Genomic DNA, 17,031 nt, shown 5'->3' with positions numbered 1-17,031 from the left:
CATTTAAATGCGGGGAGGAATGTCCATGTCGGATCTGTTCGTTGCTCGTTCGCTTGAAGAAATAAGGTTTTGGTCCCGTATTATGAAGGAACATTCCTTTTTTCTTAGACTAGGCTTCCGATGCGAAGATACTCAGTTGATTCATGAAGCCAATCAATTTTATGCGGTATTTGAACAAATTGAACTCAAATCGCACGCTTATGAAGCGAATACGGATCCGCAGACGATTCGCCAATTTAATACGGAAGTTTACACGGCGGCCAGCTATATTTGGGCTTTTAAAAGAAAAGTGTTGGGGCTAATCCTGAGCTGCCAATTACCCGGGGCCAATAACTTCCCGCTATTGGTTGATCATATAAGCCGCGAAGCAAACTATTTTAGAAATCGATTGGCCGAGCTGAACGCCGGAAGGCTCGAACCGCTACCCGATGCCATTATCGACGAAAACGTATTTTTCTTAAAAATCATGGCCGACCATGCCAAATTCATCGGTCATTTGCTTGATCCGTCAGAACGAAAGCTGGTGGAACAAGCGCGAGAATTTAGCCATGATTTTGACCAGCTTGTCTTTCAAGCTATAGATTTAAGCTCCATGCGCCCCCAATCCCAGACGGTTCCTCTGCTGAGCCAATTTGTCGGTCAGAATAAAGTATCCGTCAAATCTTTGCGCGACTTTAAGAAAACCGCGCGCGATTTAATAAACGACTGTCGTATAAAAAGCATTATTCATCCACTGTTAGCGGATCATGTATTTAGGGAAGCCGAGCATTTTCTTGTCATTCTAGATATGTTTGAACACTTCTTACAAGGCCGGAATGGCTCCGAATCATATTGACGACAGGAATGAACCGGGTTAAGCGATGTTCCTAGTTACTTAGGAGCATCGTTTTTTTTCTGAAAGAGGCCAAAAAGCCTCTTTTTATTTGCATTAGCGGCAGTTCCCTTGTTTTATTCACTCGTTCTTGGACATGGCGAGCGGATATCCGGACGAAACGTTCCAACTGAATTGTAACTACATTTCGTAAAATGGTACCTTATCCGATCAACGTGGGCTATTTGACGCTTCCGTTCTGCCAAATTGGCAGGTACAGACGGGAATGTGGGCTGATATAATTGCATGTCAATTGCCACCTGTCAGTAGTCTATACATTCAATTCTGTATCTGCATATTGTAGGATTAGAGTTACCGCGAAGTGATCAAGACGGTACTCAATACTATTTAAAGGAGTGTTGACTAATGAGCTCCGTTGGAGGCTTCGGTGGTTTTACTTCGACAGGCGTGATTCTTGTTCTTTTTATTCTGTTGGTAATTATTAGCTGCAGTCTTTGGTTCTAACATGAAATCGAGCTTTATTTTGGAGGGGTCGCCGCAGGCGGCTCTTTTTTTTGTGCTGTAATTTTCATTATCTGGATAGGTGCAGAAACGGCAGATGTCATCGAATGATGAGTGACGCTTATTTCAGGAAGTGACTTGTACAGACGGGAATGCGGGCTTATATAATTGCATGTCATTTGTTACCTGTTATTTGTCCAAACAATCTTTCCACTAACGAATACACTAAATCATGGGTACTCGGGAGGGATCAAGCCGATACTCAATAATACCCAAAGGAGTGTTGACTAATGAGTTGTGTAAGAGGTTTTACTTCCACAGGCGTGATTCTGGTTCTTTTCATCCTGCTTGTTATCGTTGCTTGCAGTATCTGTTTTATTTAAGCACCGGTTTATCGCATGTAAATTTTAAAAATATGGAGTTAATTAGAAGGGTCGCCGTCAGGCGGCTCTGTTTTTCTATGTCCAAAGTAACCAACCAAAGAATACTAGGACATCGTTCCCTGTAGAAGCACACCATTATTTTTGAACTATAGGTTTACACCGTGTTTGAAATTTATATTCATCATAAAATGTAAAAAAAATATTAAGGAGAAAAGAGGATAGCCGTGGGAATTGGAAAAATGAAAAAACATAGGGAAATGCTGCAGCACTCCGTTTTGCGGCACCATATCCCCGAAACGCTCTGGTTTACCCATGCGAGGGCTCTGAGGATGCTGAGATCGTATTCGACGATCTTCATCAAACCCAATCATGGCAGCGGGGGTAACGGCATCATCCGAGTCAATAGGGTCCGCAACGGCTACGAGGTCCGGTGCGGTCTTAGGCGCACACGCGTCGGTCCCGCCTCTTTATATAAGACGATTCAGTCTTATTTGCAACCATCCGGACAATATCTGGTGCAGCGGGGACTTCGTTTGGCCCAATATAAGGGATCGATTTTTGACGCCAGAATTTACATGCAGAAACCGAATAAGAAATGGGAAATTTCCGGTATGGCTGCCCGAGTGGCCGCTCCGCGCCGGTTCGTCACAAATTATCACAAAGGCGGACATGGGGTACAGCTCAACCGGGTGTTATCGGGGCTCTTTAAGGATCGAAAAAAAGTAAATGACACGCTGCGAAAAATAACAACGATCTCCCATCATATGGCTAGAACCATCAATAAACGGCATGCGATTCGTGAACTGGGAGTTGATCTTGGGATTGAGAAAAACGGCCGTATATGGATTATCGAAGCCAATTCGAAGCCCGGCCATATGTTGTTCACTCAACTTCCAGACAAGACCCCGCTGCATAGAATTATGAAAAATAAGCGTTTGATTCGGAGGCGGCTCATGAACTAGAAAGGAAAACGGCCAATGAAAAAGACAGAACAACTAAAACAAATGATCAACTCGCAACATTTGGAATTTATTATGGAAGCCCATAGCGGGCTGTCGGCTGCCATTGCCGAAGAGGCCGGGTTCAGAGGCATCTGGGCCAGCGGATTATCCATCTCCGCGGCAATGGGAGTAAGGGATAACAATGAAGCTTCCTGGACGCAGGTGCTGGATGTTTTGGAATTTATGAGTGACGCAACGTCTGTTCCGATCTTGCTTGACGGGGATACCGGCTACGGAAACTTCAACAATGCCAGAAGATTGGTGAAAAAATTGGAACAGCGCCAAATTGCAGGGGTTTGTATCGAAGATAAGCTCTTCCCGAAAACCAACTCCTTCATTCATGCCAAAGCTCAACCGCTTGCTGATGTGGATGAATTTTGCGGCAAAATTAAAGCGATGAAAGATACGCAATCGGACGAAGATTTTGTCGTCGTGGCAAGAGTGGAAGCGTTTATCACAGGATGGGGGCTGGAAGAGGCGCTACGGCGAGCCGAGGCTTACCGGCAGGCGGGTGCTGACGCTGTTCTCATTCACAGCAAGAGATCGGACATCGTGGAAATCGAATCGTTTATGAAGGAATGGGGCGGAAGGCTGCCGGTCGTGATCGTGCCCACCAAGTATTACACCACTCCGACACTCCGGTTCCAGGAGCTCGGGGTCAGCCTCGTTATCTGGGCAAACCATAATTTGCGGGCCTCGATTGAGGCGATGAAAAAAACATCCAGCCAAATTTTTCAGGAAAAGAGCCTTGTCCATGTAGAAGACGGTGTCGCTACGCTTGAGGAAGTGTTCCGGCTTCAAAGGGCCGGGGAGCTCCAGACAGCGGAGCAAAAATATCTTCCTTCCACGGGAAAAGATTCGGATGAACGCCCATGATCAACACGAGGTTATTTGGAAAGGAAATGAAAAACCTGGGATTTCAGCTGTTCAGCGGTGTTCCGTGCTCTTTTCTGAAAAATTTAATCAATTATGCCATCAACGAATGCGAATACGTTGCAGCAGCGAATGAAGGGGATGCGGTCGCCATTGCATCCGGTGCCTATGTGGGGGGAAAGAAGTCGGTTGTGCTCATGCAAAATTCGGGTCTGACCAATGCCGTATCCCCATTGACCTCCCTTACCTATCCGTTCCGGATTCCGCTGCTTGGATTTGTCAGTCTTCGCGGGGAGCCGGGTATTCCCGATGAGCCTCAGCATGAACTGATGGGCAGAATCACAACCGGGCTACTGGATTTGATGCAAGTGGAGTGGCAGTATTTATCCAACGATTTGGAAGAGGCCAAGCGTCAACTGGTACAGGCTGACGAGCATATCGCAAACAACCGCTCCTTTTTCTTTGTCGTTCGAAAAGGGACGTTCGAGGTAGAGGTGCTGCGAAAACAACAATCGTCGATCCATGGGAATCAACTCATAACGCACCGTCATGCGGAGCTTCAGATGCCGACGCGTTATGAAGCTTTGACCGTCATCAATGCATTGAAGGATAGCAAGACCGTACAGCTTGCCACAACCGGCAAAACCGGGCGGGAATTATACGAAATCGAAGATGCCGATCATAACCTGTATATGGTAGGCTCCATGGGCTGCATTGGTTCTTTTGGACTTGGGATGGCATTGACCCAAAGCGGCATAGATATTGTGGTGATTGACGGAGACGGTTCCTTGCTTATGCGGATGGGAAGCTTGGCTACGAACGGTTATTACCACCCGCCCAATATGATTCATATTCTGCTCGACAACAACGCGCATGAATCGACAGGAGGACAAAGCACGGTATCCCATAACAGCGATTTCGTCACGATTGCCGCTTCCTGCGGCTACATGAAGTCGCTATATATTCATAGCTTGGAAGAACTGGAAACTGCACTGAGAGAATGGAAACAAACTAAAGGACTGACTTTTCTATATATGAAAATATCTAAAAACTCCAAGGAACAGCTTGGACGTCCGCAAATGAAGCCTTACGAAGTAAAAGAACGGCTGCAGCGGTTTTTGAAAAAGGCTATCGGACAGTAGGGAAGAGGGAAGGCTATGCAGGCTGTGAAGAGGAATATCTTGCTTAATCCCGGGCCAGCGACAACAAGCGATAGCGTGAAGCTCTCGCAGGTGGTGCCGGATATTTGTCCCCGCGAACCGGAATTCGGCGATTTGATGGCCTATATCTCCGCAGAGCTGACCCGATTGGTCGGCGATCCGGATCATTATACGACGGTGTTGTTCGGCGGCTCCGGCACGGCGGCGGTTGAATCCATGATCAGCTCGGTCCTGGCGGAACAAGATGTAGTCGTGGTCATCAATAACGGGGCGTATGGGAAACGGATATGTGAGATTGCGGAAGCCTATGGACTCCATTATCTGGAATTTAAAAGCCCTTCCGATGATGCGATTAATTTGGCTGCTCTGGAAGGGTTCATACAAGCCTCCGGCCGCGCGATCTCGCATCTCGCCGTCGTGCATCACGAGACGACCACCGGTCTGCTTAACGACATTAAGGCGATTGGCGAATTGTGCAGCCGGTATCGAATCGACATGATCGTGGATGCCATGAGTTCTTTTGCCGCTGTTCCAATTCAGATGATGGAAATGAATGTCCGTTATTTGGCCGCAAGCTCCAATAAAAATCTTCAGGGCATGGCGGGAGTTTCTTTTGTCGTAGCGGAAAAAAACAAATTGGAGAGCCTGAAGCACAAGAAGCCGAGAAATTATTATTTGAATCTTTATGCGCAGTATAAGTATTTTTCCGACCACCGGCAGATGCGGTTTACGCCGCCTGTACAGACCCTTTACGCTCTGAAACAAGCGATTGAGGAATTAAAGCAGGAAGGCGTGCAGGAACGCTACGAACGGTATGTGAATTCGTGGACCACGCTCATTCACGGCATCACCCGGCTAGGTTTAACTTACCTCGTCCCCGACCAATATCACGGCAAAATCGTCACTTCCATCCTCGAACCGGATTGCGCCGCCTTTCATTTTCAAGAGATGCACGATTATTTTTACAGCGAAGGGATTACCATTTACCCTGGTAAACTTGATCGATTGAATACTTTCAGAATCGCAACGATGGGGGATATTGCTTATCAAGATATCGAAACGTTCCTGGAACGGCTTGAGCACTATCTCCAAAGCATCGGTTTTGTAAAACGGGAGGAGGAGACGGGCGATGTCGGCGACAAAAGATAAGTGGCTGAAATATTGGTTCTTGAAAAAATACAAACGGTTGGACCCCTACGTGCCGGAAACGAGAATGATGTCGAGATCTGCTCTTTGGAATCTTATTTCCAAATATCAGCACGTCATTTTGAAACCGGTAAGAGGCAGCCGGGGACGGGGCGTCATTCAAGTATCTTCGTTAGGCGGCCATACGTATGCTTTGCACTTTGAGAATATCAAAATCAAGCTACAGGGGAAAGAAAACACTTACAAATATATCCAAAGAAGAATCGGGAACACCCGTTATATGATTCAACGCAGAATTGCCCGCCCGACCATAGCCGGTTGTCCTTTTGATATGCGGGTCATCATACAGCGGAAAGGGTACTCTAGTAAATGGAAAGTAACGGCAAAGATTACCAAAGTCGCAGGCAGGGGCTATATCGTCTCGAATAATGAGAGAAGCAAAGGAAGGCTGCTTCCAGTGAAGACGGCTATTCAAAGTTCGACAATTAAGCATCTTTCTTCGCAAAGATTGCAGTGGAAGATGGATCGAGTTTCTTTAAGAGCGGCCAGAAGATTAAGTGTTCTATTTCCACACCATCGAATTTACGGATTGGATGTCGGATTTGATCTGAAAGGCCATCCGTGGATCATTGAAGCCAACCTGTTTCCGTCCATGTCCCATTTTCTTAAACTGAAAGATAGAGCCATGTATCGGCGAATTGCGGCATATAAATAATCTGTGCAGATCTAATAAGCAGTGAACCGCGGGCCTCTCTATTATTCATTAGTAGAGGGGCTTTACCATGTCTATAGGATGTTTACATTTTTTCCTTATATAATCAATTGATTATATAATTGAGTTGGTATATATTTATTTTTGTAATTTCTATGAATCCGGAGCGATAGAGGGGTTCTATGGAACAAATCAATGAAATGGCCGATAGCTTCAAGCTGCTTGGCGACAAGACACGTCTAACGATTCTTGCTTTATTGAAAGAGCGGGCCCTGTGCGTTTGCGACCTCGTGGAGCTGTTGGGGACGTCGCAGCCCAATGCAAGCCAGCATTTGCGCAAATTAAGAGCTGCCGGGCTTGTATACGAAACGCGCAAAGGGCACTGGATTTATTATTCCTTAAACCTCGAACACAAGCCCTATCTTCAAGTGGCTTTGGACTCCGTTCCTTCGTTTAAAGAAAAAATCGGGCAGATCAAAAACGTTTGCGAATAGGATGGAGGAGTTTATGGCTGTCACTGCGTTTCTTATCTTTTTGGTTACTCTAACGTTTGTTATCTGGCAGCCCAAGGGGTTGAGTATCGGCTGGTCGGCAAGTGCGGGAGCTGTCCTTGCTTTAATGTTCGGCGTGGTGAGCTTCACGGATGTTGCCGCCGTAACCGGCATCGTATGGAATGCCACCTTGACATTTGTAGCCATTATTTTAATTTCATTGGTGCTCGATGAAGTCGGCTTTTTTGAGTGGGCGGCGTTACATATGGCGCGCCTTGCACGAGGCAACGGCATGCTCCTATTTATAAGCATCATTTTGCTTGGATCGGCGGTTGCTGCCTTGTTTGCCAATGATGGCGCAGCCTTGATCATGACGCCGATTGTGCTCGCTATGGTCCGGGCGCTTCGGATTGAGGACAAAATGGTTTTGCCGTTTATTATGGCGAGCGGATTCATTGCCGATACGGCTTCCTTGCCATTGGTCGTGAGCAACCTGGTCAATATCGTATCTGCCGATTATTTCGGCATCGGCTTTGCGGAATATGCAGGCCGTATGCTCGTTCCTAATTTCTTTTCCATTCTGGCGAGTCTTCTTGTACTGTACCTGTATTTTCGCAAAAGTATCCCAAGGAATTACCAAGCCGCCCGGCTCAAAAGGCCAAGCGAAGCCATTAAGGATATGAGGCTGTTTCGATGGTCTTGGGTTATTTTGCTGGCGCTGCTTATCGCTTATTTCGTAAGCGGGTTGTGCTCCGTTCCCGTATCGGCTATTGCGGGCATCGCCGCTATCGCTTTTCTTGCAGCCGCGAGAAAAAGCCCGGCTGTTCATACCTGGAAGCTTGTTAAAGAGGCTCCCTGGTCGATTGTCGTCTTCTCCATCGGCATGTATGTGGTTGTTTATGGATTGCGAAATGCCGGACTAACCGATGCGTTGGGCAGCGTCATCCAAGCCGTCGCAGACAACGGATTGTTCGCGGCTACCGTAGGGACAGGGTTCATCGCGGCTATCCTATCGTCGATTATGAACAACTTGCCGACGGTCATGATCGACGCGCTGGCCATTAAGGGGACGGAAACACAGGGCTTCATTCGCGAGGCATTAATTTATGCTAACGTGATCGGTTCCGATTTGGGACCCAAAATCACTCCGATCGGCTCGTTGGCCACTCTGCTGTGGCTGCATGTATTATCTGCGAAAAACATGAAAATCGGCTGGGGCTATTATTTTAAAATCGGCCTAATTTTAACCGTTCCTACCTTGTTTATTACTCTCTCAAGTCTTTATTTATGGCTTTATCTGCTGCAAGTTAGCCACGCGAACGTATGGATTTCTACGATAACGATTACCGTGGTACTGGTTGCTATAGCGATGATCGTGAAAGTGGTGTTGGGGAGCAAGCTGAGCAAAGGCAGACAACAAGGCGTTTAATTCGGATTCATTCGCGATTCCGTTAAAAGCCGGATCGAACAGAATAGCACAAAAAGGCGCTTCCATCCCGATTAGCGGGGGAAGCGTCTTTTATTGATTAACAGCCTGTGCCAAGCGCCCGCCAACGAAGTCTATTGCCTTCGCTTTATGACCCGCGCCGGAACGCCGACGGCCGTGCAATCGTCCGGAATGTCGCGGACAACGGTCGCTCCGGCTCCGACGACGGACCATTCTCCGATCCGGATGCCGTCGATCACCTTCGTTCCCGTGCCGAGCAAGGTGCCCCTTCCGACCGTCACGTTCCCGGACAAGGTTGATCCCGGCGCGATATGGCATGCGGTGCCGATCCGGCATTCGTGATCGACCGATGCGTTCGTATTGATGACGGCGTAGTCGCCGATATGCGCTTCGGCGTGAATCACGGCGCCGGCCATCACGGCAATCCCGCTTCCGAGTGTCGCCGATTCCGCAATAAAGGCTCGCGGGCTAATGGCATTGACGAGCTCGAAGCCGGCCTCGGCCGTCTGCCGGCACAGCTTCTCGCGCAGCCAGTTGTCTCCGATGGCGACAAAAGCGTGCCGGACGCCCTCTTTATACAGGCGTGGAAGCACGGAATCGTCGCCAAGGATAGGAATGCCCGACACTTCGGAACCCGGCGCTTTCGTTGTGCAGCCTGCAAGGCATACGGTAGGATCGGACTTCAGAATATCGATAACGACTTTGGCATGCCCTCCCGCGCCGATAACGACCACTTTCCGTACCCCCGTCATACGGAATCTACCTCCTTGCGATCCCGGTCACCGGTGAATGAGGCTTTGAAATAGCCGGTAATATTCTTGCGCCACGTCGGACCACGTACGCTGCAGCGTTCCCCGGATGGCGGCTTTCTCTTGGGCGGCCAAGGAATGGCGATTCTGGTAAAGCCGCGCGATGGCGGCGGTCATCTCGGGCACCGAGTAAGGATCGAACGTGACGAATGCGTTCATATCATTGACGACTTCCCGGGTCACCTCGATCCGGCTGATCGCTACTGGCGTATCGACGGTCAAAGATTCGAGAATCGGGAAGGGGCAGCTTCCTTCGAAAAGCGTAGGAACGATTGTACCCGCTGCATACTTATACAGCGAAGGCATGTCGCGGGACGGAAGTCTCGACAAGTAAACGATGCTTTTTAAGGCTTCATGGTTCCGGCATCGTCCCAGCACCGCGGCGATTTCGTGTTCCAGCGGCCTGTGGCGGTAATGATCCGTCAGAACGAGCTTCAGCTTGGAAGCCCGGCCTTCGGGGGATTGCCTGTAATTCAGAAAAGCCTCCAGCAGCCGGTCGTGATTTTTATGCGCCCGAATGATGGAAGGGAACACGAGATAATCCCCGTGCAATTGATACTTGCTGCGAAAAGCCCCTTCGTCCAGCAATCCCAGATTGCGGTATTCCTCCACGGGGGCTGCCAATCGGATCACCTGCGTTTTATGATGCGGGAGCTGCAAGTAGCTGAGGCCTTCATAATTTTGAACGTACAGCGAGTTAAAGACGACTTTGGCCGCTTTGTCCGCCATGGCATGAACGATCCTGTCCAAGCCTTGAACCAATTCCGGATGCTTACGGACGTACAGCTCCCGAAAATGCGTATACACGAGGTCGTGAACGCATAAAACGACAGGACGCTCAAGCTGCAAGGCCAGATCCATTCCTACATAGGGCACGCACCAGACGTCCACCGGGAGATGCTGGTTCAACCAAGGGACGCTTGGAAAATGATGCATAAACAGCCGGTTCGGATAGAGCGAGGCGAAGGCTTGGAACAATTTCTCCACTTCCGCAAAATTATGCTCCGTCGTCGCGACGTGGATCATAACGTCCGGAGCGTTCAGCAGCAAGCCTTCTGCCAATCGGACGACAAAGCGTCCGATGCCTTCCCCATCCAGATAAATCTTCGGTTGATACCCGAGAAAGATGCCGATATGCTTATAGGACTGCGCATGGGGCAGCGGAGGCGCAGCTAACGGAGGTACCGCATGTATTTTTTCCTGAAATTCCCCGGATTCGATAAAGCTGCAGAGCAGCCGGACCCGGGACAAGCCGAGCGAGAGATGGTGAATATGGCTGTGAAGTCCCGGCAGATCGGGCTGGCGCAGCAGCAAGTCTTGATATAAGTAATATACGAATTCCACATCGGTCACGTGATTAATCCGGTGAAAACTACCGATGAACGTCGTATGGGGATATTTCGCCGGCGACTGGGACGGGCTGTACAGACGTTCGGCTTCGGCGCTCTGCAGGAAATAGAGCAGGAAGCTGGTTTTCGGCACGCCGGCGTTCAGCCCGTTTATATGGGATTGAAAGCCTTCCGGATCAGCCTCCCGGAAAAAGAACTGCCGGTACAGTTCCCAGACGAACTCGTCTCCTTCCAGCAGCAGCAGATTGCGCAAAATGTCTATAAAGCGGAGCGTCGGCGCCTGCTTCAGCTTTTCCGTAAAGCGGGCGCTGCTCAATCTTAAGTTGATAATGTCCATACGACAAACCTCCCTTACCATAAATTTCTTGCCGTTACAGCAAGCCGAGCTGGGCCAGACGCTGCTCGATCAGGCGGCCTGCGGCAGAGGGCGAATACCGGCTGCGGATCGTCTCCTGCCCGGCAGCCGCGATTCGGCTTCGCCATTTGGCATCTCGGACGAGCTTGCGCATATGTCCGGCTGCCTGGCCGATGTCGGGATCGGCCCATACTTGATGGGCGCCGTAAGGTCCGAGGTCTGTTCCTACTTGTACGAGCTTATACCCGACCGTGCACGAGTTTTCCGGATTCATGAAATCCGTATTCCCCGACCAGTGCGTGCCGATCACCGGCTTGCCAAGATACATGGCTTCCGCCAGTCCGAGGCCGAAGCCTTCGGCGCGGTGCAGCGAGACGAAGCTGTCGGTGCAGGCGATCAGGGCATTCACTTCATGTCGCGCAAGCGTACGGTCCATAATCATAATTTGGGGGAAGCCGGCAGTTACGCGATGCAGAAGGGCTATATCGTCCGGTATCATCCCCGCATTGTTCACTTTAACGACGAGACCGGCCGACGGATCGTCCTTATCGAAAGCCGTCTTGAACGCTTCAATGACGGCAAGCGGATTTTTCCGTTCCTGAAAGCTTTGCGTGTCATACATGGAGCAGAACAAAAAACGATTGTCCGGCAAGCCGAAGTAGGTCCGGTTCATCGCCGCATCGTAAGCTACCTCGATGCCGTGCGGGATATGGATGACGGGAAGGGGAGACCTTTTGGCAATATTGGCCGCCACATACGCCGAGGGAGCCCACACCTCCTGCAGGTATTGGAAGCCTTCGGCGTAAAAATCGGGAAGCTCCGGCAGCTCCCAATGCCAGAAGCCGATATTGTAGCGCCCGTGCAAAAGGGAAGCGCCAAAGTGTTCGACGACATGCTTCATCGTGTTCCCGTTGATGTGAAAAATGTTCACGTTATAGGCAGGTCCCTGGATTTCTTTATGCGCCCACGTCATATCCTCGTTGCGGTAATCCCCGTATACGGGGCAGTTCAATATCCCGAATGGAATCCTCGTCGTCTGTAGCGCCCGGGCCGCTAACCTGCCGGATTCGCCGATGCCGGTCTCGGCGCGGATTAAGCCGATCAAATTCACCCCGGCGGCGGACGGGGCGGCTGTCGGGGGAGGGTTACCTGCCTTGGCCCCTTTAGGCCGGCGGGCACGCAAGGACGACGGGAGCGTGGACCGCCGCTTTTTTCGCTTGCGGCTCGCGTCCTTTCGAAGACCTGTGCGGCGTCTCCGGCCCCGTTTCCCGGCAGCTTGCGGCGTCTTTTTGCGCTTCGGACTCCTGGAGGCTTTGGACAAGGCACGCTTGGGGCTCCGACGGACCGATGCGCGCCGGGTTTTCTTCTTTCGCATGTCTTTCATCTCCAGACTTGATTGATCTGCAGCCTGCTGTTTTACGGGAAAGAGCGCCAATAATTCAGAAGATCTCTGAGCGTCTGGTCCAATGGAATTTCCGGCTTCCAGCCGGTCGTCTCATGGAATTTCCGATAATCCCCCAGCAATATTTCCACATCCGACGGGCGCAGACGGGCCGGATCGACCTTGACCTCGATTTTTGCCTTGCTAAGCGCAAGCAGCTTCTGAAGCAGCTCTTCGATCGTAATGCAGGAGCCGGAAGCGATGTTGTATGTTTCCCCGGGTAAGCCTTTTTCCAGCGCCATCCAATACGCGCGCACGACATCCCGGACGTCCGTAAAGTCCCGCTTGGCTTGCAGATTGCCGACATAAAGCACCGGGGGCTGCTTGCCTTTTTCGATATCGGCGATTTGCTTGGAGAAGTTCGAGGTGACGAAGTTTTCGCCCCGGCGCGGTCCCGTGTGGTTGAAGGTCCGGGTCATGACAGTGTGGAGACCGTAGCTTTTGTAATATTGGTAGCCCAAAAACTCCTGCGTCACTTTGCTGACGGCATACGGGCTGAGCGGCCGAAGCGGGTTCGTTTCCTTGATAGGCACCTCGTAGGCTTCGACGTGGCCGTATTCCTCGCTGGAGCAGGCGATTTGGATTTTACAGTCGGGCTTGATCCGCCGGACGGCTTCCATGATGTTGATTTGGCTGGCGGTGTTGTTGTAGATCGTGTCCACCGGAGAATTCCAGGAGGTCGGCACGAAGCTTTGGGCGGCCAGATGAAAGATCCGGTCGGGCTTCACGCTGGCGATCAGGGCCTCGACGGAAAAAGGATCGCGCAGCTCACATTCGATCAATTCGACCAATTGAAGATCCATTAAATGCTTAATGTGATCCAGTCGGCTTCGCTGGCGGATCGTCCCTACGACTTCATGCTCCTGGAGCAGATACTCCGCCATATGGCTGCCGACAAAGCCGGAAATCCCGGTAATAAGCACCTTCATAAGTTCGTTATCCTCCTTTAACGTCCATAAATTTCTGCGCGTCCTTGATATGCTGCTCGTGAGCTTTGTCGCATACGAGCAAGCCGTCGGGGGTAGAGACGACGATTAAATCTTTGACTCCGATGACGACGGTCTTCAGGTTCTCCGTATAGATGATGCTGTTGCTCGTATAGAGAGGGGAGGCGTCTCCCATCACGATGTTTCCTTGGTCATCCGGTTGATGCACGCGTTCCAGCGAGGTCCAGGAGCCGATATCGTCCCATTCGAAATGAACGGGGATCGTATAGATCGACGAAGCTTTCTCCAAGATGGCGTAATCGACGGAAATTTTGGGCAAGCACGAATAGACGTTTTCCCACTGACCGCCGCATCCTTCGAGGAGCGTCCACATGTCCTTTTGGCTGCGGCTCATATAGTAGGCGATGGTCGAAGGCTTCCAAATGAAAATGCCGCTGTTCCAATACACGTTCTTTTGCTCGATCAATTGCTTGGCCCGCTCCGGAGGGGGCTTCTCGATAAAGGCTTTCGCCGCAAGCGCCTGCCCCTCTGCCGTCGGCTCTTCCGTCACGATATAGCCGTATCCGGTCTCGGGCCGGGTCGGTACGATCCCCAGGGTAACGATCGAACGATCCGATCTGGCGACGACCTCCGCTTGCTTCAGTGCTTCCCACAAGCTGTTTCCTTCCGGGATGTATTGGTCGGACGGTGTCGTCACCAGGACGTCGTCTTCGCCTTTTTGCAAGAAATGCAGCGCCGACAAAGCGATGCAAGGAGCCGTATCCTTCGGTTCGGGCTCCAGAATGATGTGTTCATGCTTCAGCTCGGGAAGCTGCTCGTGAACAAGGCCGCTGTATTGCTTGGTCGTCACGACGTAGATGGACGTGTCCGGCACATATTGGAGAAATCTGCGATACGTTTGCTGCAGCATGGTGGCTTTGGAGGTTAGGGAGAGGAATTGCTTCGGCTTCGATTTGACGCTGCGCGGCCAAAATCTCGTTCCTTGTCCGCCGGCCATGATCATGATTTTCATCGGTTTCATCCTCCTTATGCAGATGATCGTTCTGCCTCCGATTAATATATTGGGGCGGGCCCGTTCATCGGCACGTCGGTTGTCCCCTGTACATTCGTACAAATTACAAGTAAAACCCCCGATAATGGAAATGGGCAGAATGAAATATGGCGATGTAATATTTGGCAATATCGTCCCACGAGACCGTCGGATCGTTCATGCCCTGTAAGGCGGATTGCTTGAAATGCGCATAATTGTTAGTCAGGCTTTCCATCGCGCGGGTCATATCGTCCGGCGATTCGGGGTTAAACCAGGCCACTTCCGCGCTCCGCCGTGCCAGATGCTCCCGCATGACCGGAATGTCCGAGCATAAGACCGGCGTTCCCATGCTGAGCGCCTCCTCCACCGGATAGCTGCCTCCTCCTTCGGCAAGACTTGGCATAATCAGAGCGAAGGCGTTCTTGATTAACGGAGCGACCAACTGGTCCTGCACCAGCCCGAGCGGGAAGACGTCTTTATCAATCTGGAGCCCGACTCTTTTGATCAGCGAGACCAAGGTCGGAATCGAAGCCAGCTCCGGCCAGTAGGGCGGAACACTTCTCAGCATCTCCGTATTGTAGCCGATCAGAAGAAGCGGGTGCTGGCTTCGGCGGGAGTAGCGCGAGTAGGCGAGCAGCAGATTGTAGTGATTTTTGTGCGGAGAGGTATTGGCCGGATAGATGAAATAGGGAAACGGGAAGAGCTGGGTAAGTGTCGTATCCACCGACGGATTCTCGAAATATTTGGACGGCGAAATCGCATGCGGAATCAGGAAGGCGGATTGGCAGACCGGGCCGAAATGCGCGACGAGTCTTGACTTCACATACTCGGAGGATACGACGACGTGCGTGCTTCTCTCCAGCCAGTCCTTGGCTTTCTCCCAATGCTCCCGAACGACCGATCCCGGCGTGAAAGGCGGCACGTAATCGAAGAGGGTAGCATCGTGAAACGTAATGACGGTCGGCTTGTGAAAGTCGACGAATGCCGGTCCGTGCGGCCAAAATACGTACACGACGTCACAATCGGCAATGTACGGGTGGTTCGGAGTGTTCCGAATGTCCTCTTCGCTGTAAACAATGTCAATTTTAGGATGTTCCAGCGTGCTCACTCTGTCTTTAAAACCGGTTTGAGCCGACAGGACGACCCGGACATAATGCACGTCAGGCTGCCGGGCAAGCGCCGTCGCCAAATTGCTCAGCAGCCTGCCCCCACCTCCGATGGAGAACATGTAGCTCCATATCAAAATTTTCATTCCGCAACCTCTCCTTGAGGGCAAAGTTCATCAGGTTCGTGTCTTCGTATGTACTAACATATGGGATAGGCCCCTTCATCGGCACGACGGATGTCCTAGTCGGAATAATTTTGACGAGACCCTAATTTTCGTACAAACAAAAGCCTGCCATCGAGGGATGACAGGCCGCCGGGGTTGCCGTAAAAAAGTTTCGCGTAGAAAAGAAAAGGCGTATAACCTTGCCAAGCTTTTACCCATATACTGGACTAATGTAATGGCGAATGGGTATACAAATAGTCCGCATATTGCAGCGGACGCTTATAAACCGCGTCTTGGCCGCGAAACTCGTCATAAATCTCTTTTTGCGGCTTTCCGTTAACCTCGATGATCCACAGCCGCTCGTCGTTGTCCAACGCAAAATCGACGCTAAGCTCGCCCAGATGAAGGCCTGTACCCGACTCTACAGTTTCTGCGGCTTTCAGACTGATGTCGCGTATCGTTTGAAGGAAGGCGTCGGCCTTCTCGTGCGGGTACAAATGCCGAAGCACCTCATCGGACATACAAATTTTGTCGCAGATGCTCGTATTGAAGCAGCCCTTGTGCGCGATCCGGCTGACGACGTTCGTTACCGACCATACGCCCGACTCGTCTTTTTGAACAAGCGCCCGGACATCGAAAACCTGATCGTTCCATTGCTGCAAATTGACCCCTTGTTGGACGAGGTAAAGGGCGGACCCCAGAAGTTTGTCTAGCTTCGTTTGGTATTGCGGGACGTCTGCAGCGACAAATTGAGGTGAAAAATAATGCTGACTAATATGAATTTCCCCTGACTCCTTCGCCTCCACACGGTATACCCCTTTCCCTTGATATCCGTAGCAAGGCTTCACATACAGCACTTTATGCGTTTCCAGCAGTTGAGCCGCGGTCTCCCGGTCGTAAGGAACGGTTTCGGGCAAATAAGGAGCGAGCGGTTGGCTTAACAGCTTGTAGATCTCGTATTTGTCGAATCGATTTTGCTGATTGAAGCATTTGCTGCTCCCGATAGCGGCCTCGAGCCTTTCGATGGTTGTCTTTTTCGTCGTGTAGCAGCGGTTATATACTACTTCGGGGAAAGGAAACCGTTGCTGTACCCACTTCCATTTCGAATGATGGAGGCCGAGGATGGTTTTCCGCTTCCAATCAATCTCGGACGGCGTGAAACAGAATAGTCTCATGTGAGCCGCTTTGCGGGCAAGATATTTTCTTAGAACATACTTTCTCTGCCTGGGGTTCGCGACCATGATGCCGAAGGTTCTGACAGTACGGCTTTTCTTTTTCATACGT

Annotated in this window: 17 protein-coding genes; 10 read left to right on the top strand and 7 right to left on the bottom strand. The window is 50.8% G+C overall.

Annotated elements, in window-relative coordinates; translation table 11 throughout:
* Window positions 1-25: 25 nt before the first annotated feature.
* The 10 genes from PEL01S_RS13120 to PEL01S_RS13075 all read left to right on the top strand — a co-directional run bounded on the left by PEL01S_RS13120 (window position 26) and on the right by PEL01S_RS13075 (window position 8,528).
* Window positions 26-835 carry a DUF2935 domain-containing protein gene (locus PEL01S_RS13120; RefSeq protein WP_174806941.1) on the top strand — a complete coding sequence of 270 codons (810 nt, stop codon included), beginning with the start codon at window positions 26-28 and terminating at the stop codon, window positions 833-835.
* Between the two features lie 402 nt (window positions 836-1,237).
* A complete protein-coding gene (locus PEL01S_RS35275; RefSeq protein ID WP_010493918.1) occupies window positions 1,238-1,336 on the top strand; it encodes a hypothetical protein in 99 nt (32 codons plus the stop codon).
* A 287-nt stretch (window positions 1,337-1,623) separates the two neighbouring features.
* A complete protein-coding gene (locus PEL01S_RS35270; protein ID WP_100085706.1) occupies window positions 1,624-1,716 on the top strand; it encodes a dihydroorotate dehydrogenase in 93 nt (30 codons plus the stop codon).
* 224 nt (window positions 1,717-1,940) lie between these two features.
* Entirely contained in the window at window positions 1,941-2,678 is a 738-nt protein-coding gene (locus tag PEL01S_RS13105) for a YheC/YheD family protein (protein WP_063185030.1), read from the top strand.
* A 15-nt stretch (window positions 2,679-2,693) separates the two neighbouring features.
* Window positions 2,694-3,593 (top strand): phosphoenolpyruvate mutase, encoded by a 900-nt coding sequence (gene aepX, locus PEL01S_RS13100; RefSeq protein WP_063185032.1) that lies wholly within the window; start codon window positions 2,694-2,696, stop codon window positions 3,591-3,593.
* On the top strand, window positions 3,590-4,732 hold the full coding sequence (gene aepY / locus PEL01S_RS13095) for a phosphonopyruvate decarboxylase (protein WP_174806940.1): 1,143 nt from the start codon (window positions 3,590-3,592) through the stop codon (window positions 4,730-4,732). The genes aepX and aepY overlap by 4 nt, the downstream gene beginning before the upstream one ends.
* Before the next feature lie 15 nt (window positions 4,733-4,747).
* Entirely contained in the window at window positions 4,748-5,899 is a 1,152-nt protein-coding gene (locus PEL01S_RS13090) for a 2-aminoethylphosphonate aminotransferase (protein WP_063185034.1), read from the top strand.
* Window positions 5,880-6,611, top strand: coding sequence for a YheC/YheD family protein (locus tag PEL01S_RS13085; protein WP_063185035.1), 732 nt, complete (start codon window positions 5,880-5,882; stop codon window positions 6,609-6,611). Before PEL01S_RS13090 ends, PEL01S_RS13085 begins: the two co-directional genes overlap by 20 nt.
* Before the next feature lie 179 nt (window positions 6,612-6,790).
* Complete coding sequence (locus PEL01S_RS13080) at window positions 6,791-7,102, top strand: ArsR/SmtB family transcription factor (RefSeq protein ID WP_063185037.1); 312 nt, start codon at window positions 6,791-6,793, stop codon at window positions 7,100-7,102.
* 13 nt (window positions 7,103-7,115) lie between these two features.
* Window positions 7,116-8,528, top strand: coding sequence for an arsenic transporter (locus PEL01S_RS13075; RefSeq protein ID WP_127460580.1), 1,413 nt, complete (start codon window positions 7,116-7,118; stop codon window positions 8,526-8,528).
* A 131-nt stretch (window positions 8,529-8,659) separates the two neighbouring features.
* Here the strand turns inward: PEL01S_RS13075 and PEL01S_RS13070 are convergent, their stop codons facing one another.
* From PEL01S_RS13070 to PEL01S_RS13040, 7 genes are all read right to left on the bottom strand, one after another.
* A complete protein-coding gene (locus PEL01S_RS13070) occupies window positions 8,660-9,298 on the bottom strand; it encodes an acetyltransferase (RefSeq protein WP_127460579.1) in 639 nt (212 codons plus the stop codon).
* Window positions 9,299-9,325: 27 nt separating this feature from the next.
* On the bottom strand, window positions 9,326-11,041 hold the full coding sequence (locus PEL01S_RS13065; protein WP_063185041.1) for a DUF4214 domain-containing protein: 1,716 nt from the start codon (window positions 11,039-11,041) through the stop codon (window positions 9,326-9,328).
* Between the two features lie 34 nt (window positions 11,042-11,075).
* Window positions 11,076-12,434, bottom strand: coding sequence for a glycosyltransferase family 4 protein (locus tag PEL01S_RS13060; RefSeq protein ID WP_063185043.1), 1,359 nt, complete (start codon window positions 12,432-12,434; stop codon window positions 11,076-11,078).
* A 41-nt stretch (window positions 12,435-12,475) separates the two neighbouring features.
* On the bottom strand, window positions 12,476-13,429 hold the full coding sequence (locus PEL01S_RS13055) for a GDP-mannose 4,6-dehydratase (protein ID WP_010493931.1): 954 nt from the start codon (window positions 13,427-13,429) through the stop codon (window positions 12,476-12,478).
* Between the two features lie 7 nt (window positions 13,430-13,436).
* Window positions 13,437-14,459 carry a mannose-1-phosphate guanylyltransferase gene (locus PEL01S_RS13050; protein WP_063185045.1) on the bottom strand — a complete coding sequence of 341 codons (1,023 nt, stop codon included), beginning with the start codon at window positions 14,457-14,459 and terminating at the stop codon, window positions 13,437-13,439.
* Between the two features lie 103 nt (window positions 14,460-14,562).
* Window positions 14,563-15,729 (bottom strand): glycosyltransferase family 4 protein, encoded by a 1,167-nt coding sequence (locus PEL01S_RS13045; protein WP_063185047.1) that lies wholly within the window; start codon window positions 15,727-15,729, stop codon window positions 14,563-14,565.
* A 245-nt stretch (window positions 15,730-15,974) separates the two neighbouring features.
* On the bottom strand, window positions 15,975-17,027 hold the full coding sequence (locus tag PEL01S_RS13040) for a YheC/YheD family endospore coat-associated protein (protein WP_127460578.1): 1,053 nt from the start codon (window positions 17,025-17,027) through the stop codon (window positions 15,975-15,977).
* Between the last annotated feature and the right edge of the window lie 4 nt (window positions 17,028-17,031).

It is taken from the genome of Paenibacillus elgii NBRC 100335, assembly GCF_004000865.1.
GTDB classification, from domain to species: Bacteria; Bacillota; Bacilli; order Paenibacillales; family NBRC-103111; genus Paenibacillus_G; species Paenibacillus_G elgii.
This window is presented reverse-complemented; position numbering and strand designations above follow the sequence as displayed.

Coding starts and splice junctions, on each gene's coding strand:
- aepX (WP_063185032.1), top strand. CDS start 2,694: ATGAAAAAGACAGAACAACTAAAACAAATGATCAACTCGCAACATTTG.
- PEL01S_RS13045 (WP_063185047.1), bottom strand. CDS start 15,729: ATGAAAATTTTGATATGGAGCTACATGTTCTCCATCGGAGGTGGGGGC.
- PEL01S_RS13055 (WP_010493931.1), bottom strand. CDS start 13,429: ATGAAGGTGCTTATTACCGGGATTTCCGGCTTTGTCGGCAGCCATATG.
- PEL01S_RS35270 (WP_100085706.1), top strand. CDS start 1,624: ATGAGTTGTGTAAGAGGTTTTACTTCCACAGGCGTGATTCTGGTTCTT.
- PEL01S_RS13065 (WP_063185041.1), bottom strand. CDS start 11,041: ATGGACATTATCAACTTAAGATTGAGCAGCGCCCGCTTTACGGAAAAG.
- PEL01S_RS13075 (WP_127460580.1), top strand. CDS start 7,116: ATGGCTGTCACTGCGTTTCTTATCTTTTTGGTTACTCTAACGTTTGTT.
- PEL01S_RS13040 (WP_127460578.1), bottom strand. CDS start 17,027: ATGAAAAAGAAAAGCCGTACTGTCAGAACCTTCGGCATCATGGTCGCG.
- PEL01S_RS13070 (WP_127460579.1), bottom strand. CDS start 9,298: ATGACGGGGGTACGGAAAGTGGTCGTTATCGGCGCGGGAGGGCATGCC.
- PEL01S_RS13050 (WP_063185045.1), bottom strand. CDS start 14,459: ATGAAAATCATGATCATGGCCGGCGGACAAGGAACGAGATTTTGGCCG.
- PEL01S_RS13085 (WP_063185035.1), top strand. CDS start 5,880: ATGTCGGCGACAAAAGATAAGTGGCTGAAATATTGGTTCTTGAAAAAA.
- PEL01S_RS13060 (WP_063185043.1), bottom strand. CDS start 12,434: ATGCGAAAGAAGAAAACCCGGCGCGCATCGGTCCGTCGGAGCCCCAAG.
- PEL01S_RS35275 (WP_010493918.1), top strand. CDS start 1,238: ATGAGCTCCGTTGGAGGCTTCGGTGGTTTTACTTCGACAGGCGTGATT.
- aepY (WP_174806940.1), top strand. CDS start 3,590: ATGATCAACACGAGGTTATTTGGAAAGGAAATGAAAAACCTGGGATTT.
- PEL01S_RS13090 (WP_063185034.1), top strand. CDS start 4,748: ATGCAGGCTGTGAAGAGGAATATCTTGCTTAATCCCGGGCCAGCGACA.
- PEL01S_RS13080 (WP_063185037.1), top strand. CDS start 6,791: ATGGAACAAATCAATGAAATGGCCGATAGCTTCAAGCTGCTTGGCGAC.
- PEL01S_RS13120 (WP_174806941.1), top strand. CDS start 26: ATGTCGGATCTGTTCGTTGCTCGTTCGCTTGAAGAAATAAGGTTTTGG.